At 68.7% G+C, this 22,533-nt stretch carries 20 protein-coding genes and 1 tRNA gene; 18 read left to right on the top strand and 3 right to left on the bottom strand.

Annotated features, from left to right (window positions below; translation table 11 throughout):
- Positions 1 to 14: 14 nt before the first annotated feature.
- From JL108_RS01055 to JL108_RS01000, 12 genes are all read left to right on the top strand, one after another.
- A complete protein-coding gene (locus JL108_RS01055; RefSeq protein ID WP_205196526.1) occupies positions 15 to 1,205 on the top strand; it encodes an MFS transporter in 1,191 nt (396 codons plus the stop codon).
- Between the two features lie 79 nt (positions 1,206 to 1,284).
- A complete protein-coding gene (gene guaB, locus JL108_RS01050) occupies positions 1,285 to 2,796 on the top strand; it encodes an IMP dehydrogenase (protein WP_205196525.1) in 1,512 nt (503 codons plus the stop codon).
- A gap of 337 nt (positions 2,797 to 3,133) precedes the next feature.
- Positions 3,134 to 4,129 carry a BMP family ABC transporter substrate-binding protein gene (locus JL108_RS01045; RefSeq protein ID WP_205196524.1) on the top strand — a complete coding sequence of 332 codons (996 nt, stop codon included), beginning with the start codon at positions 3,134 to 3,136 and terminating at the stop codon, positions 4,127 to 4,129.
- The gene (locus JL108_RS01040; protein WP_205196523.1) at positions 4,126 to 5,727 is read left to right on the top strand and encodes an ABC transporter ATP-binding protein; all 1,602 of its coding nucleotides are present in this window, start codon (positions 4,126 to 4,128) and stop codon (positions 5,725 to 5,727) included. The genes JL108_RS01045 and JL108_RS01040 overlap by 4 nt, the downstream gene beginning before the upstream one ends.
- A 79-nt stretch (positions 5,728 to 5,806) precedes the next feature.
- Positions 5,807 to 6,895: an ABC transporter permease gene (locus JL108_RS01035; protein WP_205196522.1), complete on the top strand. Its 1,089-nt coding sequence runs from the start codon at positions 5,807 to 5,809 to the stop codon at positions 6,893 to 6,895.
- Positions 6,892 to 7,824 (top strand): ABC transporter permease, encoded by a 933-nt coding sequence (locus JL108_RS01030; RefSeq protein ID WP_205196521.1) that lies wholly within the window; start codon positions 6,892 to 6,894, stop codon positions 7,822 to 7,824. Before JL108_RS01035 ends, JL108_RS01030 begins: the two co-directional genes overlap by 4 nt.
- 92 nt (positions 7,825 to 7,916) lie before the next feature.
- Positions 7,917 to 9,020, top strand: a complete 1,104-nt coding sequence (locus JL108_RS01025; RefSeq protein ID WP_143911460.1) for a GuaB3 family IMP dehydrogenase-related protein — start codon at positions 7,917 to 7,919, stop codon at positions 9,018 to 9,020.
- 50 nt (positions 9,021 to 9,070) lie between these two features.
- Positions 9,071 to 9,277: a hypothetical protein gene (locus tag JL108_RS01020; RefSeq protein ID WP_143911461.1), complete on the top strand. Its 207-nt coding sequence runs from the start codon at positions 9,071 to 9,073 to the stop codon at positions 9,275 to 9,277.
- A 26-nt stretch (positions 9,278 to 9,303) separates the two neighbouring features.
- Positions 9,304 to 9,741 (top strand): GNAT family N-acetyltransferase, encoded by a 438-nt coding sequence (locus JL108_RS01015; RefSeq protein WP_205196520.1) that lies wholly within the window; start codon positions 9,304 to 9,306, stop codon positions 9,739 to 9,741.
- 456 nt (positions 9,742 to 10,197) lie between these two features.
- Complete coding sequence (locus JL108_RS01010) at positions 10,198 to 11,760, top strand: succinic semialdehyde dehydrogenase (RefSeq protein WP_205196519.1); 1,563 nt, start codon at positions 10,198 to 10,200, stop codon at positions 11,758 to 11,760.
- Positions 11,757 to 13,448 (top strand): FAD-dependent oxidoreductase, encoded by a 1,692-nt coding sequence (locus JL108_RS01005; protein ID WP_205196518.1) that lies wholly within the window; start codon positions 11,757 to 11,759, stop codon positions 13,446 to 13,448. The genes JL108_RS01010 and JL108_RS01005 overlap by 4 nt, the downstream gene beginning before the upstream one ends.
- A 131-nt stretch (positions 13,449 to 13,579) precedes the next feature.
- A complete protein-coding gene (locus JL108_RS01000) occupies positions 13,580 to 14,812 on the top strand; it encodes an NlpC/P60 family protein (protein WP_205196517.1) in 1,233 nt (410 codons plus the stop codon).
- A gap of 159 nt (positions 14,813 to 14,971) precedes the next feature.
- Here the strand turns inward: JL108_RS01000 and JL108_RS00995 are convergent, their stop codons facing one another.
- Positions 14,972 to 15,553 carry a 5-formyltetrahydrofolate cyclo-ligase gene (locus JL108_RS00995; RefSeq protein ID WP_205196516.1) on the bottom strand — a complete coding sequence of 194 codons (582 nt, stop codon included), beginning with the start codon at positions 15,551 to 15,553 and terminating at the stop codon, positions 14,972 to 14,974.
- 48 nt (positions 15,554 to 15,601) lie between these two features.
- Here JL108_RS00995 and JL108_RS00990 point away from each other — a divergent pair, with 48 nt between their 5' ends.
- From JL108_RS00990 to JL108_RS00965, 6 genes are all read left to right on the top strand, one after another.
- Positions 15,602 to 16,948: a UTP--glucose-1-phosphate uridylyltransferase gene (locus JL108_RS00990; protein WP_205196551.1), complete on the top strand. Its 1,347-nt coding sequence runs from the start codon at positions 15,602 to 15,604 to the stop codon at positions 16,946 to 16,948.
- A 10-nt stretch (positions 16,949 to 16,958) separates the two neighbouring features.
- Positions 16,959 to 18,275 carry a gephyrin-like molybdotransferase Glp gene (gene glp / locus JL108_RS00985; protein WP_205196515.1) on the top strand — a complete coding sequence of 439 codons (1,317 nt, stop codon included), beginning with the start codon at positions 16,959 to 16,961 and terminating at the stop codon, positions 18,273 to 18,275.
- Positions 18,275 to 18,871, top strand: coding sequence for a GNAT family N-acetyltransferase (locus JL108_RS00980; RefSeq protein WP_205196514.1), 597 nt, complete (start codon positions 18,275 to 18,277; stop codon positions 18,869 to 18,871). Before glp ends, JL108_RS00980 begins: the two co-directional genes overlap by 1 nt.
- Before the next feature lie 66 nt (positions 18,872 to 18,937).
- Entirely contained in the window at positions 18,938 to 19,855 is a 918-nt protein-coding gene (locus JL108_RS00975; protein WP_205196513.1) for a hypothetical protein, read from the top strand.
- 24 nt (positions 19,856 to 19,879) lie between these two features.
- A tRNA-Ala gene (locus tag JL108_RS00970) sits at positions 19,880 to 19,955 on the top strand.
- A gap of 87 nt (positions 19,956 to 20,042) precedes the next feature.
- Entirely contained in the window at positions 20,043 to 20,972 is a 930-nt protein-coding gene (locus JL108_RS00965) for an NAD-dependent epimerase/dehydratase family protein (RefSeq protein WP_205196512.1), read from the top strand.
- 23 nt (positions 20,973 to 20,995) lie between these two features.
- Here JL108_RS00965 and JL108_RS00960 read toward each other — a convergent pair whose 3' ends face one another.
- Complete coding sequence (locus tag JL108_RS00960; RefSeq protein ID WP_205196511.1) at positions 20,996 to 21,949, bottom strand: DUF4349 domain-containing protein; 954 nt, start codon at positions 21,947 to 21,949, stop codon at positions 20,996 to 20,998.
- Positions 21,946 to 22,497, bottom strand: a complete 552-nt coding sequence (locus JL108_RS00955; protein ID WP_205196510.1) for an RNA polymerase sigma factor — start codon at positions 22,495 to 22,497, stop codon at positions 21,946 to 21,948. The genes JL108_RS00960 and JL108_RS00955 overlap by 4 nt, the downstream gene beginning before the upstream one ends.
- Positions 22,498 to 22,533: the final 36 nt, after the last annotated feature.

The raw sequence follows: 22,533 nt of genomic DNA, 5'->3' as shown, positions 1-22,533 counted from the left end.
GGTAGCGTCGCCGGGTGAGCGCACAGGAAGGTCACCGGCCCGGAACGGCGGGGTACCGGCGGCTCAACTGGGCCATGCTCATGGCAGGTATCGCCGGCTTCGGGATGCTCTACAGCACCCAGCCGCTGCTGCCCCAGATCGGCGGGACCTTCGATGTCTCGGCGACCGCTGCCGCGCTCACGGTCTCGGCGGGCACCGGCGGGCTCGCCGTCACCGTCGTCGTCGCGACCTGGCTGGGCCAGCGCATCGGGCGGGTCGCCGTGATGCGTATCGGTCTGGTCGTGGCGGTGGCCGCCCAGCTGGCCAGCACCGCGATGCCGACCTTCGAGCTCCTGCTCGGGGCCCGGGTGGTCCTGGGACTGGCACTGGCCGGGGTCGTGGGGGTGGCGATGGGCCATGTCGGTGCCGAGGTGCACCCGGCGGGCCTCGGGCAGGCGATGGGACTCTACGTCGCGGGCAACTCGCTCGGCGGCGTGCTCGGACGTCTCGTCACCTCCGGGGTGTCGGAGTTCGCGAGCTGGCGGGTGGCCGACGCGGTCCTCGGCGCGGCCGCGGGCGCGGCGGCGATCGCCTTCATGATCCTGCTCCCCTCGAGCGATCAGGTGCCGCGCCGGGAACAGGCCGACCGTGTGCGACCCGATCCGCGGGCCTGGCTACGTGTCGAGGTGTGGGCGCTCGCGGCGATCCCCTTCCTGCTCATGGGCGGATTCGTGGGTCTCTACAACTTCCTGACGTACCGGCTCGTGGAGCCGCCCTTCTCGTTGTCGCCGGGGCTCGTCGGACTGGTCTTCCTGGCCTATCTCGCCGGAACCGCGGCATCCGTGGTGGCGGGCCGTGCTGCCGACCGTTTCGGCCGACCGGTCAGCATCCTCGTCTCTCTCGTGCTGATGGGCGCCGGCATCGTGGTGACTCTCGCCGACCGGCTGTGGCTGATCGTGGTCGGACTCGTCGTGTTGACGGCGGGATTCTTCGCGGCGCACGCGGTCGCGAGCGGTTGGATGCCGGTGGTCGCGCACGGCCTGGGTCCGGCGGCCAGCGGCCTGTACGTCTCGGGTTACTACGCCGGATCGAGCATTCTCGGTGCCGCGCTCGGCCTCGCCTGGAGCGCGGGCGGATGGCCCGCCACGGCGTGGGCTGTGCTCGCCCTCACAGCCCTGGCAGCCGGGTGTGTCGCGGTGGTCGCCCGCCGTAGACTTGGTCCATGAGCGAGCGCAGCGAGCGAATCATTGACGGGGTGTCATGCCGGTGCCTCGTTACCGTTGTTCTTTTCTGCGAGGTGGCGGCATGAGCGAGGTCGGTATCCCGGAGAAGTTCGCGAGCCTGGGGCTCACCTACGACGATGTGCTGCTGTTGCCGGGGGAGACCGATGTCATCCCCAGCGATGTCGACACCACGGCGCGGCTGACCCGCGACATCACCCTGCGCATCCCGCTGCTGTCGAGCGCGATGGACACCGTCACCGAGTCCCGGATGGCGATCGCCATGGCCCGCGAGGGCGGCATCGGCATCCTGCACCGCAATCTCTCGATCGAGGATCAGGCCTACCAGGTCGACCTCGTCAAGCGCACCCAGACCGGCATGATCCCCAATCCGGTCACCACCAACCCGAAGGCCACACTCGAGGAACTCGACGAGATCTGCGGACAGTACCGCGTCTCGGGCCTCCCGGTCGTCGATGCCGACAACACCCTGCTCGGCATCATCACCAACCGCGATCTGCGCTTCGTGCCCGTCGCGGAATGGTCGCAGCGGACGGTCGGCGAGATCATGACCCCGATGCCGCTCATCACCGGTCCGGTCGGCATCAGCCGTGAGGACGCCGCTGAGCTGCTGCGCGCGCACAAGCGCGAGCGTCTTCCGATCGTCGACGCCGACGGCCGCCTCGCCGGACTCATCACCGTCAAGGACTTCGTCAAGTCCGAGCAGTTCCCGCTCGCCACCAAGGACAGCGAGGGGCGTCTGCTGGTCGGTGCCGCGGTCGGCTTCTTCGGCGACTCCTACGACCGTGCCGGGCGTCTCATGGAGGCCGGTGTGGACCTGCTCGTCGTCGATACCGCTCACGGCCATGCGAGCGCCCTGCTGGACATGGTGCGCCGGCTCAAGGCCGATCCCGCCTTCGACGGTGTCCAGATCGTCGGCGGCAATATCGCGACGCGTGCCGGTGCTCAGGCGCTCGTGGACGCGGGCGTCGACGCCGTCAAGGTCGGAGTCGGCCCCGGTTCGATCTGCACGACTCGCGTCGTCGCCGGCGTCGGCGTCCCGCAGGTCTCGGCCGTCTACGAGGCGTCGCTGGCCACCAAGCCGGCAGGCGTCCCGCTCATCGCCGACGGTGGACTCCAGTACTCCGGCGATATCGCCAAGGCACTCGTCGCCGGTGCCGACTCGGTCATGGTGGGCTCGTTGCTCGCCGGCTGCGAGGAGAGCCCCGGTGAGCTGATCTTCGTCAACGGCAAGCAGTACAAGGCCTACCGTGGAATGGGCTCGGTCGGTGCGATGGCCTCGCGTGGCAAGAAGTCCTACTCCAAGGACCGTTACTTCCAGGCCGATGTCACGAGCGACGACAAGATCGTGCCCGAGGGCATCGAGGGTCGGGTCGCCTATCGGGGCCCGCTCTCGACGGTCGCCCACCAGCTCGTCGGCGGACTGCATCAGTCGATGTTCTATGTCGGCTCGCGTACGGTCCCCGAGCTTCAGGAGAAGGGGCGCTTCGTGCGGATCACCGCGGCTGGTCTGAAGGAATCGCACCCGCACGACATCCAGATGACCGTCGAGGCTCCGAACTACACCGTTCTCTGAGCTCTCGCCACTCAGGCGCTCGCCGCCGGAGGCGGTGGAGGCCTTCGCCTGGACCCCGTTACCTGGGCGACATCACCGAAACGGCAGTGAAATCGACGTGCTCGGTATCACGTCATGAAGCGGCGTGGATCCTCCGCTTGGAAGGCGGTCGCGGCGCCTTCATGGCCCGCGATGCCAGGGAAAAAGTCGAACTTCCCCGCCGGATACGAAACCTGCCTGAAAGTTTCCTGAGTTTTTGGCAGTAACGCACCATGACCGCCTCGGTCGCCAGGCGCTCCAATGATCACACCTTGTGGCGTAGGTCATATCGACCTGGCCCTGATCGAGAGGAGCGTCCATGTTCCGGTGGACCCGAGTGGTGAGTGTGACGGCAGCGGCGGCAGCGATGACTCTCGTCGCAGCGTGCGGGGGAGAGTCCGGCGGCGGAGACGAGGTGAGTGTCGCCGGGATCTTCTCTGGCCCCACGACCGATGCCGACTACAACGCCCTCGGGCTGAAGGCTCTGGAGGCGGCTGAGGCCGACGGTGCCCGCACCGGGCACTCCGAGAGTGTTCCCGTCCCCGATATCGAGCGTGTCCTGAACGAGTACGTCGCCGACGGCTTCTCCGTCGTGTGGACCCACGGATCGCAGTTCTACGACGCGACCGCCAAGATCGCCGAGCAGAACCCCGATGTCACGTTCATCGCGGAGTTCGACGGCGAGCCCGAGAACCAGCCCGAGAATGTCTGGGTCATCGACCGCAACTTCCACACCGTCTTCTACCCGATCGGGACCCTCGCCGCGAACCTCTCCTCGAGCGGCCAGGTCGGCTACCTCGGCGGCCTCTCGCTGCCCTTCTCCTACTCGGAGGTGCACGCCGTCGAGCAGGCCATCGCCGACAGCGGCAAGGACGTCACCCTGAACCCGGTGTGGTCAGGCGACTTCAACGAGACGGTCAAGGCGCAGCAGCTCACCACACAGCTGCTGTCCGGCGGTAACGATGTCATCGTCACCTCGCTCAACCTGGGCGTCGTCGGCGCCTTCAAGGCCGTGACGCAGAAGCCGGCCGGGGAAGCCTGGCTGACGGTCAAGTACACCGACAAGTCCAAGAACGGACCGGACCACTACGCGGCCACCGTCCTCTACGACTTCGAGCAGCCGCTGAGCGAGATCCTCGAGTCGATCGAGTCCGGCGAGCGGTCCGGCTACTACCAGATGGGCTTCGGCAAGGGTGCGAGCGTCGAGGTCAGCGACGCGGTTCCCGCCGAGGTGCGCACGGCCGTCGAGGAGGCCGTCGAGGGCATCAAGGACGGATCGATCACCGTCGAGCTCGACCAGACGGAGCCCAAATGAGCCAGTCCGCTCCACGACTCGCCATGCGCGGGATCGTCAAGGAGTTCGGGCCGGTACGCGCTCTCGATCACGCCGAGTTGGAGGTCGCTCCCCGAGAGATCCACGGCCTCCTCGGCGGTAACGGCGCGGGCAAGACGACCTTGATGAACGTGCTGTACGGCCTCTATCGCGCGGATGCCGGCACCATCGCGATCGACGGGACGGAGGTGTCCATCGCCTCGCCGAAGGACGCCATCGACGCCGGTGTCGGCATGGTGCACCAGAGCTTCCTGCAGATCGACAGCTACACCGTCACCGAGAACATCGTCCTGGGCACCAAGCTGCCCGGGCCGGCGTGGCGGCTGGACCTGTCCGATCCGCGGGAGCAGGTGGCCGAGTTGAGCAGCCGCTTCGGCCTGCACGTCGATCCCGACGCGATCGTGGAGGACCTGCCGGTCGGCGTGCGCCAGCGTGTCGAGATCCTCAAGGCGCTCTACCGCGGCGTCGGCACCCTCATCCTCGACGAGCCGACCACCAACCTCACACCCGGTGAGGTCGACGAGCTGTTCGGCTCGATGCGGACCATGGTCGACGAGGGACTCAGCGTCATCCTCATCACCCACAAGATCCGCGAGACGATGGCGGCGTGCGACCGGATGACGGTCATGCGCGATGGTCAGCGGATCGCCACCGTGCGACGGGAGGAGACCGATGCCGAGGCGCTCGCGGGCATCATGGTCGGCCGCGATCTCGACGACGGTGTCCCGGAGGCGGCGGTCATCGCGACCGGCGTGGTCGAGGATGTCGAGGACGTCGCCGAGGTGGTCGAGTCGGCGGAGCCGCTCCGTCCTGATCCGGTCGACAGCGGGGCGGTCCGGGTCGAGGGACTGCGGGTCCGCAACGATCACGGCGTGGAGGCGGTGCGCGGTCTGTCGCTGTCGATGGGCCGCGGCGAGATCCTCGGTGTCGCCGGCGTCGCCGGTAACGGTCAGGTGGAGTTCGCCGAGGCCATCGCCGGGGTCCGCCAGCCGGAGACGGGACACGTGTGGATCCGGGGCACCGATCTCGTCGGTCGCCCGACACGCGAGTGGCTGGCCGCCAAGGTGGCCTATGTTCCCGAGGACCGCGACGGTGACGGCGTGCTGCCGACGATGACGGTCGCCGAGAACCTGGTGCTGGGCTCACAGCGGTCCTCCGATATCCGGCGGGCCGGCCTGATCGACTGGAAGGAAGCCCGGCAGAAGGCCGCCGAGGCCATCGCGACCTACTCGATCCGGGCCAACGGTCCGAATGCGCTGGCCGGTGACCTGTCCGGTGGCAATATCCAGCGCGTCATCTTGGCGCGGGCGTTCGCCCACGAGCCGAGCCTGCTGATCCTGCACAACCCCACCCGGGGGCTGGATCTGCGGTCGACGCAGTTCGTCTACGAGCAGGTCCACGCGGCGACCGCCGCCGGCTGTTCGGTGTTGTTGCTGTCGGAGGATCTCGACGAGCTGGTCGCGCTGTCGGACCGTCTCGTGACGATCTACAACGGTGAATTCGTCGGCGAGTGGGCGCGGGGCGCCGTCGACCAGGTGGCTGTGGGTCAGAGCATGGCCGGAGTGGGAGTGGAACGATGAGTGAGCGAAGCGAGCGAACCATGAACACCTCCTCATGCCGGCATCGGCCTATCGGGTTCGTTTTCCAGGCGGTGGCGGCATGAGTGTCCAGACGACCGAACCGGCTCCCTCGCCGGCTCCCGTGCCGGCGGAGAAGAAGGCGAACGGTCTGCTGTGGATGGCCGGCAGCTACGTCTTCTCGGTCCTGGCCGCGTTCGTGGTGGGGGCGATCATCATCGTCGCCCTCGGCTACGACCCGGTGCGAGCGATCGAGTCCATCCTCACCACGTCCTTCTCGACCTCCTTCGGCATGGTGGAGACGCTGCACAAGTGGGTGCCGATCGTCCTGTGCGCCTATGCCTTCGCGATCCCGCTGGCGACGGGCAAGTTCAACATCGGTGCCGAGGGCCAGTTGCTCGTCGGTGCGACCGGCGGCGTCGCGATGGGCATCCTGTTGTCGGATCTGCCGCTGCTCCTGCTCTTGCCGATGGTCCTGATCGCCGGTGTCCTGGCCGGAGCGGTCTGGGCCGGCATCGCGGCGGTTCTGATGGTGAAGTTCGGGGTCAACGAGATCCTCAGCACCGTGCTGTTGAACTTCGTCTCGTTCCAGCTGATCGACTATGTCGCCTCCCACGTGTGGCCGGACGCCGGCGCGGGTCACCCCGCGACCGTGCCGGTCGGTGACGGCGCTCGCCTGCCGGGTATCGGGGGACCGCCCCCGATCCACCTGGGTGTGGTCCTGACGCTCGTGGTGTGCGTGGCGGTCTGGCTGTGGGTGCGTCGCACGCCGTCCGGCTTCGAGATGCGGGCGGTGGGAGCCAATCCCCGCGCCTCGCTCGTGCACGGGCTGCGGACGTCGCGGCTCGCCGGCCTCGGCATCGTCGTCGGCGGCGGCATCGGCGGTCTCGCCGGTGCCATCGAGGTGGCCGGTGTCCACGGCAAGATGCTCGAGGGAATGCAGTCGAACTTCCTCATCCTGGGCATCATCGTCGGGCTGATGGCCCGCGGTTCGATGGCGGCGATCCCGGTCGTCGCCTTCGGTATCGCGGTGCTGGAGGTCGGTGCGAGCTCCATGCAGCGCACCGCCCAGGTGCCGGTCGAGCTGGTGCTGATCGTGCAGGCCCTGATCCTGCTGTTCCTGTTGCTGTCCGACGTGGTGCGTCGGCGTTTCGAGAGGCGAGTGCGATGAACGAGATCGCGGAGTTCGTGGCGCTGGTGCTTCCGGCGATGGTGCCGTTCGTGCTGGCGGCGCAGGGGACCGTGTTGAGCGGCCGGGCCGGTGTCTTCAACGTCAGCCAGGAGGGCCTCATGGTCCTCGGCGCGGCCGTGGGCTTCCTGGTGAGCTACTCGGTAGGCAGCAACGCGGTGGGAGTGTTCGTCGCGGCGGCCGTGGCGGGCCTGTTCGGCCTGATCCTCGGCGTCATGACGACGAACTGGCGACTCGACCAGTTCATCGTCGGCCTCGCGCTGTACTTCGCGGCGCTGGGGTTGGCGAGCCTGCTGTACCGGGTGGCCGTCGGCACCACGCTGGAGCCGCCGCTGATCCCGACGCTGGAGTCCTATCCCATCCCGCTGCTGTCGAAGATCCCGTACCTGGGGGAGATGTTCTTCGACCACGACCTGCTGGTGTACACGGCCTTCGTGCTGTCCGGGCTGCTGTTCTGGTTCATGTACCGGACGAATGCGGGCTTGCGGTTCCGCGCCTGCGGCGAGAATCCGCGGTCGGCCGACAGCCTGGGCGTGAACGTCGCCCGCACGCGGATCGTCGCCTCGGTGCTGGGCGCGGCGCTCGTCGGCGTGGCGGGGGCCTACCTGCCGATGGTCTACACCGGCACGTTCACCGAGGGCATGGTGGCCGGTCGCGGCTGGCTCGTCATCGCGCTCGCCTTCCTCGGCGGTTGGCGTCCTCAGTACATCCTCGCCGGTGCGGCCTTCTTCGCCGGCATGGAAGTGCTGGCATTGCGGGCCCAAGTGGCCGGGGTCGGCATTCCCCACCAGTTCGTGCTGATGCTGCCGTATGTCGCGACCCTCGTGGTCATGATGTTCGCCTTCCGGTGGGCGCGCCAGCCGCGTTTCCTCGGTCAGAACTACGACCGGGAGAGCCGCCTGGCCGGATGATCCGCTGACGGTGCCCGTGCGCCCGGTGGCCCGATGGCCGCCGGGCGCACGAGGTTGTCAGATGAACTACGTGGACCACTAGGCTGAACCACATGAGCATCGATATCGGGATGGCCAAGCGCGGGCGGCAGGGATATCACTTCGACGACATCGCGATAGTCCCGTCGCGGCGCACGCGTGATCCCGAGGAGGTATCGACGCATTGGCAGATCGATGCCTATCGCTTCGACCTGCCGGTGATGGCCGCTCCGATGGACTCGGTCATGAGCCCGGACACGGCGATCGCCCTCGGCCGCATGGGCGGTCTCGGCGTCCTCGACCTGGAGGGTCTGTGGACGCGCTATGAGAATCCCGAGCGGCTGCTGGAGGAGATCGCGACGATCGACCCGGCCAGCGCCACCCAGCGGCTGCAGGAGATCTACCGTGAGCCGATCAAGGCTGAGCTGATCGCTGCGCGGCTGCAGCAGGTCCGCGATGCGGGCGTGACGGTCGCGGGGGCGTTGTCGCCTCAGCGCACCAAGCAGTTCGCCGAGACCGTCGTCAGCGCGGGTGTGGACCTCTTCGTCATCCGCGGCACGACCGTGTCGGCGGAGCACGTCTCGGGCCAGACCGAGCCGTTGAATCTGAAGAACTTCATCTACGAGCTGGACGTTCCGGTGATCGTCGGCGGGTGCGCTACCTACCAGGCGGGCCTGCACCTCATGCGCACCGGCGCGGCAGGTGTGCTGGTCGGTTTCGGTGGGGGAGCGGCGCACACCACTCGCTCGGTGCTGGGTGTGGCGGTGCCGATGGCGTCGGCGGTCGCCGATGTCGCCGCTGCGCGTCGCGACTACCTGGACGAGTCCGGGGGCCGTTATGTGCACATCATCGCGGACGGCTCGATCGGGCGCAGCGGTGATATCGCGAAGGCGGTCGCGTGTGGTGCGGATGCGGTCATGATCGGCTCGCCCTTCGCGCGGGCCGATGAGGCGCCGGGACGTGGTTTCCACTGGGGTGCTGAGGCGTGGCACCCGGATCTGCCGCGTGGTGAGCGTGTCGATATCGGCACGGTCGGGTCATTGGAGCAGGTGCTGTTCGGTCCGTCGTCGGTGTCGGACGGCACGATGAACCTCATCGGCGCCTTGCGCAGGGCGATGGCGACGACCGGCTACACGGAGCTGAAGGAGTTCCAGCGGGTCGAGGTCGTCCTAGGATGACGGTCAGCGGCGCGCCATCGCGTCGCGGATGCGTTCGAGAGGGGCCGGCCGTGGAAGATTTTCTCCGTCATCGGTGGCAGGCGATCGTCCTGGCGATCGTCGCGGTGGTGTTCATCGTGCAGAACCGTCACGACACCAAGATCACGTTCTTGTGGATGGATCTGAGGTCGCCGATGTGGCTGACGTTGACCGCTGTGACGCTGTTGGGCGTGGCGATCGGGGTGATCGTCAACCGTCGCACCGGCCGCAAGCCGTGACCGCGGGTCCGGTGCGGTGGCACGAGGTGCCCTATGACGATCCCGACGTGGTGGCTCTCCTGTCGCTCATGTCGGTCGAGATGAATCTGCTGTATGGCCGTCCGGCGGAGGAGGCGCCTCCGGGGGCACCCGTCGGGCCGGGTGAGATGGCGCTGACGGTGCTCGGTGACCGTGAGGGGGCGCCGGTGGCGACGGCGAGTCTGCGCCGAGTGGGTGAGGATCTCGAGCTCAAGCGCATGTATGTCGCCGCCGATGCGCGTGGTGAGGGCATGGGTGCCTCGCTGCTCGAGCGGATGGAGACCGAGGCCCGGCGGCGGGGAGTTCGGCGTCTGGTTCTGCACACGGGCGAGCAACAGACAGCTGCCGTGGCGCTGTACCGGTCTCGCGGCTACCAGCCGACCGGCTCGCTCCCGGGCTATGAGGACGTCCCGGGCTCTTTGTTCCTGGCCCGGTCTCTCATCTGAGCCTTCGTGCCGGGTGTGCTCCCGTGCGCGGTGCTCCCCGTACACGCAGGGATCCTCGTGCTGCCTGCCTCGTGGGCACGGGAGATGTGATTCTGTGGCTGCTGGGGCGACCATAGAGTCGCATCCTCCGTCGAGCGCGAACAAAGGATGCGATTCCGTGGCAGTCAGGGCAGCCGCGGAATCACCTCCTTCGTCCAGTGCGGGACGACTCCCTACGCATCGCCTCGTGAGCCTTCTCCCCGGCCCACGAGTGTTCGCCGCCGGCGGGCGGTGAGCTGTTACGCACTCCGGCGGCGAAAGTGCGTGATGGCTCACCGCCTAGGGGAGGGGTGCGGGATAGCTCACCGCCCGCGAGCCCGCGTCACATCGCACGTCTCGCCGCCGGTGAAACGAATTCGTCCAGGAATGTGACATCGCCCATGTCACATTTCAGATACTCGCGGTATCCTGATCGACATGCTCGATGTCAGCCAGGTCACATCCCCGGTGTCGGACGACCGAGTCCGGCAGCTCACCGCACTCATCCGCACCTCCATCGACGAGACGCGACGCACCGTCTCGCCACTGACCGGTGACGAGATCGCGACGGTCCCCGTCTCCAGCGTCGATGACGTCGCCGCCGCTTTCGAGGCCGCGCGGCGCGCGCAGCGGACGTGGGCCCGTACGTCGCCGCAGGCCCGCCAGCAGATGCTGCTGCGCTTGCACGATCTCGTCCTGGACCGTCAGGAGGAGCTGCTCGACCTGATCCAGCTCGAGTCCGGCAAGTCGCGCGCCCACGCCTTCGACGAGATCGCGCACCTCGCGCTCACCGCGCGCTACTACGGCCGCCGGCTGGCCAAGATCGTCGGCCCGCACCGGCGCTCGGGCGTCTACCCGGGTCTCACCTCCGTGCGCCAGGTGCAGCAGCCGAAGGGCGTCGTCGGCGTCATCAGCCCGTGGAACTATCCGCTGACCATGGCGATCTCCGATGGCCTCGCGGCCGTCGCGGCCGGTAACGCCGTCGTGCACAAGCCCGACAGCCAGAGCCCGCTCACGGCTCTCGCGGGGGTCGAGCTGCTGCGCGAGGCGGGATTCCCGCCCGAGCTCTGGCAGGTGGTGAGCGGTCAGGGCTCGGTCGTGGGACACGCGATCATCGAGCGAGCCGACTACATCTGCTTCACCGGCTCCACGGCCACGGGCAAGCGTGTGGCCGGCCAGTGCGCCGAGCGACTCATCGGCTGCTCGCTCGAACTCGGCGGCAAGAACCCGATGATCGTGCTGCCGGGGGCGAACGTCGAGAAGGCGGCCGCCGGTGCCGTCACCGCCGCCTTCTCCTCGGCTGGGCAGCTGTGCGTCTCCATCGAGAGGATCTACATCCACCGCCGCCAGTACGCCGCCTTCCGTGACGCACTGGTGCGCCGGGTCCAGTCGATGAGCTTCGGCACCGCGCTGGACTGGGAGGCCGACATGGGCACCCTGGTCTCCCCGGCGCAGCTCGCGACGATCGAGAAACACGTCGACGACGCCATCGCGCAGGGCGCCACCGTGCTCGTCGGCGGGCGCGCCCGCCCCGAGCTGGGGCCGTGGTTCTACGAGCCGACCGTGCTCGAAGGCGTCACTCCGGCGGCCGAATGCTTCGCCGAGGAGACCTTCGGCCCGCTCGTCTCGCTCTACTCCTATGACACCGTCGACGAGGCCGTCGCCTTCGCGAACTCTGGCGTCTACGGACTCAACGCGAGCGTCTGGGGGCCGGCGCGGACCGCCAGGCGCGTCGCCGCGCGGCTCAAGGCCGGCACCGTCAACGTCAACGAGGGCTTCGCCGCGACCTTCGGCAGCATCGACGCCCCGATGGGCGGCATGCGCGAGTCGGGCACCGGCCGCCGTCAGGGTGCCGAGGGTCTCCTGCGCTTTACCGAGAGCCAGGCGATCGGTGCTCAGCGGCTGATGCCCGTCGGAGGCCCGCCGTTCATCGGGTCCGGCGCCTTCAGCAAGCTCATGACTCTGGGTCTGCGGCTCCTCAAGAAGGCGGGGAAGGCATGAGCGAGCATTACGACGTCATCGTCATCGGATCGGGCTTCGGCGGGAGCGTCTCGGCGCTGCGGCTGACCGAGAAGGGCTACCGCGTCGCCGTGCTCGAGGCCGGACGACGCTTCCGCGACGACGAGTTCGCCACCACCTCCTGGCACCTGCGCGACTACCTGTGGGCACCGGCGATCGGCTGCTATGGCATCCAGCGCGTCGACCTGCTGAAGGACTCGCTCATCCTGTCCGGCGCTGGCGTCGGGGGAGGGTCGCTCGTGTACGCCAACACGCTGTACGAGCCACTCGAACCGTTCTTCCGCGATCCGGCCTGGGGTTACATCACGGACTGGAAGGACGAGCTCGCGCCGTACTACGACCAGGCCAAGCGGATGCTCGGCGTCGTCGAGTACGCGATGGAAACGCCGGCCGACCGGGTCATGCAGGAGACCGCCCGTCGCATGGGTGTCGAGGGGACCTTCCACTACGCGCCGGTGGGTGTCACCTTCGGCCCCGAGCCGGGCGCCCCGCTCGACGACCCCTACTTCGGCGGGGCGGGGCCTCGACGCAACGCCTGCCTCAACTGCGGCGAGTGCATGACCGGCTGCCGGCACAATGCCAAGAACACCCTCGTCAAGAACTATCTCTATCTCGCCGAGCAGGCGGGAGCGAGCATCTTCGCCCTGACCACGGTCACGAGGGTGCGTCCCCGGCGCCGGGGCGGTTACGAGATCAGCACCAAGCCGACCGACAAGCGCTTCGGCAAGGGCACCACCTTCACGGCCGATCAGGTGGTCTTCGCCGCCAGCGCTCTGGGCACTCAGCGGCTGCTGCACAAGCTGCGCGATAACGGCGATCTCCCGCGGCTCTCACGTCGCCTCGGGGTGCTGACCCGCACCAACTCCGAGGCATTGCTCGGCGCCATCGCCACGGACGACTCGGTCGATTACTCCGAGGGTGTGGCCATCACGTCTTCAATCCATCCCGATCCCTACACGCACATCGAGCCGGTCCGCTACGGCAAGGGCTCCAACGCGATGATGCTCGTGCAGTCGGCCCTGGCACCCGCCGACACCGGCCGACACCGGCTGCGCGAATGGGCGGTCAACATGCTCAAGATGGCGCCATACCTGCACAAGATCTTCGACTGGCGCCATTGGTCGGAGCGGACCGTGATCGCGCTGGTCATGCAGGCCTACGACAACTCGATCACCACTTACACCAAGAAGGGACCGTTCGGTCGTCGCCGGCTCACCTCGCGCCAGGGGCACGGGCTGCCGAACCCGACCTATATCCCCGAAGGACATCAGGCGGTGACGACGATGGCCGACATCATGGGCGGTATCGCCGGCGGCACGGTCGGAGAGCCGGTCGGAGTGCCGATGACCGCGCACTTCATGGGCGGCTGCGCGATCGGGGACTCGGCGGCCAATGGCGTCATCGACCCGTATCAGCGCGTGTTCGGCCACCCCGGGCTTCACGTCGCGGACGGCTCGGCGGTGAGTGCCAATCTCGGCGTCAATCCGTCCCTGACGATCACCGCTCAGGCCGAGCGGGCGATGGCCCTCTGGCCGAACAAGGGTGAGACGGATCCCCGCCCGGCGCTCGGCGCCCGCTACCGCCGGGTGGAGCCGGTCGTGCCGAAGAACCCGGTCGTGCCGGACTCCGCGCCGGCGGCATTGCGGCTGCCCGTGGTGGGTGTCGGCTGAGACGTCTCCCATGGTGGGACGCGAATGATCGCCCTTTTTCAACCGAAGTCCAGCACCGACACGCATGTGACGGAAGAAAATTATGTGACTGGTGTTCCCCCTGAGGCTCTGGGGGATTAGCGTGGTGACCCATGAGTCGCCGCTTCCCCCTGCTCGTGGTGTCGGTCGTCGGCCTTGTCGGGGCCTCGATGTCGGCTGTCCAGGCTGCCCCGGACGAGGACCGGGTCGCCGCCATCCAGGTCGAGCTGGTCGAGTCCCGTCAGGCGCTCAATGGCCTCTATGCCAATGCCGCGGCGGCCTCTGAGCAGTACAACGCCGCCGTGGTGGCCGCGGAGCGCGCCGACTCCGAGATCGCCGAGCTGGATGGGCAGATCGCCGAGGCCGAGGCCGAGCTGGAGACCGAGCGGACATCCGTCGCCGACCTCACGCTGCGCCAGCTGGAGGGCAACGACAGCATCCAGGCCATCTCCTCCATGGTCGGTTCGAGCGAGCCTCGTGAGCTGCTCGAGCGTGCGGGAGCCTTCGCCAGCACACAGGACGCCGTGGCCGCCCAGATCTCGCAGTTGGAAGCCAAGCAGGCCGTCGTGCGCACCGTGCTCGACGAGGCCGAGCGGGCACAGCAGCGCCGCGACGACGCCCTCGCCGCGCAACGGTCGACCGTGCAGTTCATCGAGGACACGATCGCCGAGGCGGAACAGCGTCAGGGTGAGTTGACCGGCGAGCGCGAGACGCTGCTGGCGGAGCTGGCTCGGTTGCAGGAGCTCAGCGTCGACGAGGTGACCTCGCGACAGGACCGGATCGACGAGCGCATCGACTCCTCGGGTCCTTCCTCGGTCCCTGAGGGCGCGCCCGGAGGATCGGGCGGTGAGAACACCTCGCCGTCGCCGAACCGGCCCGCGCCGACGACCGAGGCCCCGCGGCCCACCCAGCCGCCTCCCCCTCCGCCGGCGCCGAAGCCGAATCCGCCGGCGCCCAAGCCGCCACCTCCGCCGCCGGCGCCGAACCCGACTGGGGTCGAGGCGATGATCGGCTATGCGCAGGCCCAGTTGGGCAAGCCGTACCAGTGGGGCGGCGCGGGCCCGAACTCCTTCGACTGCTCGGGCCTGGTCATGCGGGCTCTCGAAGCCGCTGGAAAGGGCTCGCCTCGGGTGGCAGGGGACCAGTACAACGCCTTCCGGAAGATCGACCCCTCCCAGCGCCAGCGCGGTGACCTGCTGTTCTGGTCCAACGGTTCGGGCATCTACCACGTGGCGATCTCGCTCGGCGGGGGACGGATGATCCACGCGCCCAACTCCAGCCGTCCGGTCGAGATCGTCTCGGACACGTGGATGGGCGCGCCGCACCTCGCCGCCCGACCCTTCTGACCCCGCTCGTCCCGGGTCTCGCCTCGGGTAGTGGTAGACGGTCAACGTATCGCCCGCTCCGGCGGTAGTCCGTCAACGTATTCGGGCTCCGATGAGGTTGACCGTCTACCGCTGCCGCGCGGGTAGGGTTGATCAGCTACCGCCACCCGGTGCCGCGGGTCAGGCCTCCGGGCGGAAGATGCCCGCGGGAGTGAGCGCCACGTTCACCGTGACGTCGTGCGGTTCGTGGGGGAGGGCTGGCACGAGCTCATCGGCGAAGACGATCGCGCAGGTCAGCCCGGGGTAGTGCTCCAACGCCCGATCGTAGTAGCCGGCACCGCGGCCGAGGCGATGACCGGCGTGATCGACCGCGAGTGCCGGAACGAAGGCAGTGGTACACGTCGCCAGGGCCCCCGGGCCCAGTCGGGCACCGGCCGGCTCCGCGATTCCGTGAGCGCCGAATGTGGTCGGCTCATCGTCGACCAGGACCCAGTCGAGCATCCGCGTGGCCGGTTCGCTGACCGGCACGATCACCTCGACTCCGCGGCCGCGCAGTGCCTCGATGAGCGGCAGCGTGTCCGGTTCCTCGGCCATCGCCAGATAGCAGGCGATCCGTGGCCCGCGGCTCAATGCCAGCTGAGACAGCGCGTGGAGCGCGAGGGTCTCACCCGATGCGCGGCGCTCCGCGGCGGGTCGTGCGCGACGGCGTGCGAGGAGCTCGCGACGCAGGATCGGCTTGTTCGCGGGTGCGGAACCGGACATGGCGCTAGCCTATGGCGAGTGAGTGGACTCAACGAAGCGCAGGAGCGGATGCACACCGCGGGTGTCCCCCAGCAGGCGATCGACGTGTTCTCGGACTTCTACGCTCAGCTCGAGAGCGGAGCCAGCGGCGCGATCCGCGAGTCCGATGTCGATCCCTTGCGCGATATCGATGCCGTCGCCGACCTCGCCTTCAGCCCCGAGGAGGCCCGTGCCGCCGCGCAGGTGACGGCGATCGTCAAGCTCAACGGCGGACTCGGCACGTCGATGGGCATGGACCGGGCCAAGTCGCTGCTGCGAGTCCGTGAGGACGCGACCTTCCTCGATATCATCGCGCGACAGGTCACCTACGTCCGCGAGAATCTCGGCGCCCGTCTTCCGCTGCTGTTCATGGACAGCTTCCGCACCCGCGACGACACGCTGGCAGCCCTCGTACGCCATCCCGACCTGGCGTACGGCGATCTGCCGCTGGACTTCCTGCAGAACCGCGAGCCCAAGCTCCGTGCCGACACCCTGGCCCCGGTCGACTGGCCCGACGACCCCTCCCTCGAGTGGTGTCCGCCCGGCCACGGCGACCTCTACACGGCGCTGCAGACCTCGGGCGTCCTCGACCGGTTGATCGGCGAGGGATTCCGCTACGTCTCGGTCTCGAACTCGGACAATCTCGGTGCCGCCCCCGATCCGCAGATGATGGCCTGGTTCGCCCAGTCAGGAGCCCCCTACGCGGCAGAGGTGTGCGAACGTACTCCCGCCGATGTGAAGGGCGGTCATCTGGTGGTCCGCAAGCGCGACGGCCGGCTCGTCCTGCGCGAGACGGCACAGACCGCAGCCGAGGACGAGCAGTACGCCACCGACCCGCAGCGACACCGGTACTTCCACACCAACAACCTGTGGTTCGACCTGGTGCGGCTGCGCGAGGTCCTGAACGAGCGGCGCGGAGTGATCGGGCTGCCCCTCATCCGCAATGAGAAGACGGTCGATCCCACGGACCCCTCCTCGCCCAAGGTCGTGCAGATCGAGTCGGCGATGGGAGCCGCGGTCGAGGTCTTCGACGGTGCGACGGCCATCGAGGTGCCGCGCTCACGGTTCCTGCCGGTCAAGACCACCAATGACCTCGCCCTCCTGCGGTCCGATGTCTACGAGCTGGGCGCGGACGGGCGGCTGCGTGCCGGCTCGGCGGCACCGCTCGTGTCCCTCGATCGCGACTACTTCACGAGAATCGCGGACTTCGAGCGGCGCGTGCCCGAGCCGCTCTCCCTCGTGCGGGCGACGCGTCTGCGCGTGGAGGGTGATGTCAGCTTCGAGGGCGCGGCGACGGTCATCGGCGACGTCACGGTCACGGCGCCGCAGGGCGAGTCCCGGAACGTCGCCGCCGGAACCGTCCTGCGCGCGGGTTAGGCTGACACACATGACAGCGGGAGAGTCGACCAGCGGAGCACCCACCGCGGCGTCTGGTGGTTCTGGGCTGCCGCCCAGACCGCGACCGCACAGCATCGCCCCAGGACGCCTCACGGTGGAGGACCACCTCGAGACGATCCTGCGCGGGATCGGTCCGCTCGGCGCCTACGATCAGCCCGTAGTCGAGTCGCTGGGGCTGTCGCTGCACGAGGAGATCGTGAGCGACCTGGACCTACCGCGGCACGACTCCGCCGATATCGACGGCTACGCCGTCGCCGCGCAGGATCTCACGGGGGCCAGCACGACCGGTCCGGTCGAGCTTCCGGTCGTCGGCGAGATCGTCTCGGGATCGGGCAAGCCCTTCGCCATCAGCTCGGGCACCTGCGTCACGATCATGACGGGGGCACCGCTGCCGCATGGGGCGGATGCCGTCGTCCCGGTCGAGCATGTGCGGGGGGACCATGCGCGGGTCGGCTTCACCCGCCCGGCCACCCCCGGCCAGAACGTCCGGCGCCAGGGCGAGGACGTCCAGGCCGGCACGCTGGTCCTCCCCGAGGGGTCGGTGCTCGGTCCACGCGAGATCGGCCTCCTGGCCTCCGTGGGACGCTCACGGATCAAGGCGCGCCCGCGCCCGCGTGTGGTCATCATCTCCACCGGTCGCGAGCTGCGCGAGCCGGGCGAGCACCTCGGCCACGACTCCGTCTATGACGGCAACTCCTCGATGATCGCCGCCGCGGTGCGCGCGGCCGGGGCGATCGCCTTCCGGGTCGGCGCTGTGGGCGACGATCCGCGCCAGTTCCAGCGGGTGCTGTCCGATCAGCTGGTGCGTGCCGACCTGGTCATCACCACCGGCGGCCTGGGGCATTCGCGACGCGATGTCGTGCGTCAGGTGCTCGGCAATGTCGGAACCGTCCAGTTCCACGATGTCGCCCTCGAGCCGGGCCACGACCAGGGATTCGGCCGGGTGCTCGACGAGGAGACCCCGTTGATCGCGCTGCCCGGTGACCCGGTCTCGGCCTTCGTGTCCTTCGAGGTGTTCGCGCTCCCGGCGCTGCGCCGGCTCATGGGTCGCACGCCTTACCGTCGTCCCCAGGTCCATGCCGTCCTCGCCGAGGACATCGCCTCGGAGCCGGGGCAGCGCGAGTATGTGCGGGGTGTCTTCGAGGTCACCCACCGTGGTGCCAAGGTCACCCCGGTCAAGGGCCGTGGCGCTCACCTGATCGGCCATCTGGCCCAGGCGAACGCGCTCATCGTCGTGGGCGAGGACGAGACGGCGCTCAATCTCGGTGACACCGTGCGCACCATCGTCCTCGACCGCTCCTTCTGATGGCCCGCGGCTGGCCGGTCACGCTGCGCGACGGCCAGATCGGGGTCCGGCCGCTGGCCCGGCGCGATGCCACCACCTGGTCGCGGTTGCGGGCCGACAATCTCGAATGGCTGGCGCCCTGGGAAGCGACTCTCCCGCCCGGCGCGGGCCCGCCGCCGATCTCCTATACGACCATGATCAGCGGATTGCGGCGCCGTGCCCGCGAGGGTTCGGTCATGCCGTTCGCGGTCACCTGGGACGGGCAGATGGTGGGCCAGCTGACGGTCAACGCGATCACCGGCGGCTCGGCGCAGTCGTCGAGTATCGGCTACTGGGTGGCGCGCTCGTACGCCGGTCGCGGCATCACGCCGACCGCCGTGGCGCTGGTGACGGACCATCTGCTCGGGCCGGCGGGTCTGCATCGTGTCGAGATCGCGATACGACCCGAGAACGCCGCCAGCCTGCGTGTCGTCGAGAAGCTCGGCTTCCAGCGCATCGGCATCGCCCCGCGGTACCTGCACATCGCGGGGGACTGGCAGGACCACGTGCTCTTCCAGCTCACCTCCGAGGATGTCCCGGAGGGGGTCCTGCGCCGCTGGCATCATCGCCGCGTGTGACAACTCATCAGCGACACACGCAGGCTGATCCCACGATCCGGGGCGCTGAAGCCCTACGGTTTCAACGTGGCTTCCTCCGGACTCATCGTCGCGTTCGTCGTCGCCCTCTGGGCGACGTACTTCGTGCCGCTGGTCCTGCGTCGCTACGACGAGGCCAATAAGAACTCCGCACTCGATACGGAGGGTCCCATGCGCCGTGTGGTGACGTCGAACCAGACCGACACTTCTTCCCCCGCCGCCGAGCCCGCTGCCGATCACCGGTCGCCGGGCGCGCCGCACCGTCCCGCTCCCACTGTCACGCGCGAGGCGGCTCGCATCGCCGCGCGCCGTCGCCGCAACACGCTGCTGACGCTCGTGGCGCTGCTCGCCGTCGTCGGCGGTGTCGCCGGCTTCGGCTATCTGCCGCTGTGGGCGATCGCCGTGCCCGCGGCGTTGATCGTGGGGTGGCTGATCCTGTGCCGGGTCATGGTGCGCGCCGAGCGCGGCATCTCCCAGCCCCGGGCTCCCCGCGTCCGCGAGGAGCGGCCGGTCGCCGACGAGACGCCCGAGGAGCGTGAACCGCGAGCGAGTCGCTTCGCGGCGCTCAAGGGCAAGGTCGGATCGCTCACCTCCCGGGTGACGTCGTCATCCGCACCCGAGTACAGCGCCGACGACGAGGCGACCATCATCGTCAACGTCGACGACATCGACCCTGACCGCAAGCACGTCATGGAGGACGTCCCGCTCACCGAGGATGCCCTCGACGAGCAGCTGGAGATCGCGGTGCCGAGTGTCGGCGTCGACGGCCAGATGCTCTGGGATCCGCTGCCGGTGACGGTGCCCACCTATGTGACCAAGCCGCGCGCCGGCCGCACGGTCCGCACCATCGATTTCACCCAGGCGGGCGCCTGGACCTCCGGCCACGTGGAGGGTGAGAACGTCGAGTTCCCGACCCGCCGCGACGAGCAGGATCACCCGGAGACCCGCCGGGCCGTCGGTCACTGAGCCAGTGGTAGGCTCAGTGCCACTGGGGCATTGGCGCAGTTGGTAGCGCGCTTCGTTCGCATCGAAGAGGTCAGGAGTTCGAATCTCCTATGCTCCACCACGTCTGACCAAGGGTCTGGCCGGTCGGCCAGGCCCTTTGTCATGCTGGCATCGTTGACGGAACCGCCGTCGAGAACGTGAGGCCCGCATGCAGACGATCCTGGGAGCCAATGGTCAGATCGCGGTCGAGCTCGCCCGTGAGCTGAACCGCGAGTACGCACCCGACCTCCGGCTCGTGAGCCGCCATCCCCGCAAGGTCAACGAGACCGATGCTCTGGCATCGGCCGATCTGCTCGACGCCGGGCAGACGGCGGCTGCGGTCGACGGCAGTGAGATCGTCTACTTCACCGCGGGCCTGCCGGCCGATACCGAGCTCTGGGAGAAGCAGTTCCCGACGATGCTCGGCAATGCACTCGACGCGGCCCGGGCGGCCGGCGCGAGGTTCGCCTACTTCGACAACACCTACATGTATCCGCAGGATGACCGAGTCCAGACCGAGGACACTCCCTTCGCGCCCCTCGGGCGCAAGGGCAAGGTCCGCGCTGAGATGGCCTCGATGGTGCTCGCGGAGATCGAACGGGGAGAGATCCCGGTGCTCATCGGCCGGGCGCCGGAGTTCTACGGCCCGGGCAAGACCCAGAGCATCACCAACACCCTCGTGATCGACAACCTGAAGTCCGGCAGGAAGGCCCGCGTGCCGGTCCGCGACGACCGACTGCGCACGCTCATCTGGACTCCCGATGCGAGCCGCGCGCTGGCCCTCCTCGGCAATACACCCGAGGCCTTCGGGCAGACTTGGCATCTGCCGTGCTGCGACGAGCGGCCGACCTATCGCGAGTTCGTCGAGCTGGCGGCCGACGTGTTCGGTCAGGAGCATGGGTACACCGTCGTCCCGCGGTGGGCGCTCAGCGCAGCCGGTCTCTTCTCCTCCCAAGTACGAGAGCTCAAGGAACTGCTCCCGCGCTACGCCCACGACAACCGCTTCGATTCCTCGAAGTTCACCGCGGCCTTCCCGGAGTTCGAGGTCACCTCCTACCGCCGCGGGCTGGAGTTCATCCGCGACGAAGGCGCCGCATAGAGACGCATAGTTTCGATGAAGTCTCAGGCAATGCGCCGCCGGCGCCACCACCAGAGACCCACCGCGGCCAGGAGGAAGGGCGACCACGGCACCAGCGCACCTGCCACGGTCAATCCGGCCTCGGCCGTACGGTTCAGGGCGTTCCAGCTGCCCTGCAGGCCACCGATGAAGCCGCCGGGGTCCACCGCCTGCGGCCCGGGACGGGCGCTGAGGACGACCTCGATGCTGGCGAGCTCCGAGCGTCCCTCCAGGGCCGCCTGCTGAGCTTGTAAGCTCTCGAGCTCGCTCTGCCGCTCCGCGAGGGTCTGCTCGGTCGCCAGCAGATCCTGGCTCGAGTCGGCCTCGGCCATGATCGCCTCCAACCGTGCGGTGGAGACCTCCAGCGAACGGATTCGCGCGGCCAGGTCGACGGCCGTAGCGGTCTCGTCCGAGCGCGAGATGCTCACGTCCTCGACGGCGCCGAGCTCATCGAGTCGTGAGGTGAGCCGAGGGACGGCGTCCGGGGCCACGCGCACCGTCAGCCTGGCGCGGCCGTCCGACTGCTGTTCTTGCGCATCGATGCGGCCCCCCTCGGCGGTGGCGAAGGCCACGATCGCGTCCACCGCGCTCGGGACGTCGTCGACCTCCACCCGGGCAGAGCCGGTGGTCACCACCACACGATCCGCCTGGTCGAGGGACTGCGGGGCGTCCTCCTGCTCGGCGCCGGGTGCGCTCTCGGCCTGTCCCGGCGAGTCGGCGGGCAACGAGCTCACCGACGAGTCCGACGAGTCCGACGACGACGGTGTGAACACGGAGAGTGCCTGCACGCCCACCCCGGCCACCACTGCCAACGCGGCCGCCGTGGCGAGCGCTCCCACCACCATCCGTCCTCGCGATGGCCGAGCGCGCTTCGCGATATCGCCCCGCACCTCGGTGAGCACCTGCGACCGCATCTCCTCGCGGCGTTCAGGCGTCAGGATGTCATCGAGTGAGGTCATGAGTCCTCCCGGACGGAATGAAGGTCGACGCGCAGGCGGCTGCGCAGTCGAGACAGGCGGTTGCGGACCACGCCGTGGGAGACGCCCAGCGCGGCAGCGGCATCGGCATAGCTGTAGTCGTCCTCTACGCAGAGGGCGAAGAGCTGTTGATCCACCGGAGTGAGGCGACCGACGGCGTCCGCGATCGCCGAACGGATGTCGGCGTCGGCGACCAGCTCGTCGGCGGAGCGAGCGTCGTCGGCGAGCTCGGGGAGCTCGCCCGGATGCACGCGGGCGATCTTGCGCCGGGCGTTCTGCGCGGTGAACCGAGCGGTGACGAGCAGCCACGGAAGCACCGATTCATCGACGATCGTGATGTCGTGGCGGCGTCGCCAGGCCGTCACGAAGGTCTCCTGGGCGACGTCCTGGGCCTCGTCGCGATGGCGCAGGACTCCGAACGCCTGCCAGTAGACCGCGTCGACGTGACGGTCGAAGAGCACCCCGAAGGCCCTCTCGTCGTCCCGGCAGGCGCGGTGCAGCAACACCTCGTCCGTGCTCTCGTTCGTCATCACCAACTCCTCGGTGCTCTACCGGGTGATGTCGGT

Origin of the sequence: Aeromicrobium sp. YIM 150415 (assembly GCF_016918125.1) — a bacterium.
GTDB classification, from domain to species: Bacteria; Actinomycetota; Actinomycetes; order Propionibacteriales; family Nocardioidaceae; genus Aeromicrobium; species Aeromicrobium piscarium.
The sequence above is the reverse complement of the archived record's forward strand: the minus strand, read 5'-3'. Positions and strand labels throughout refer to the sequence as shown.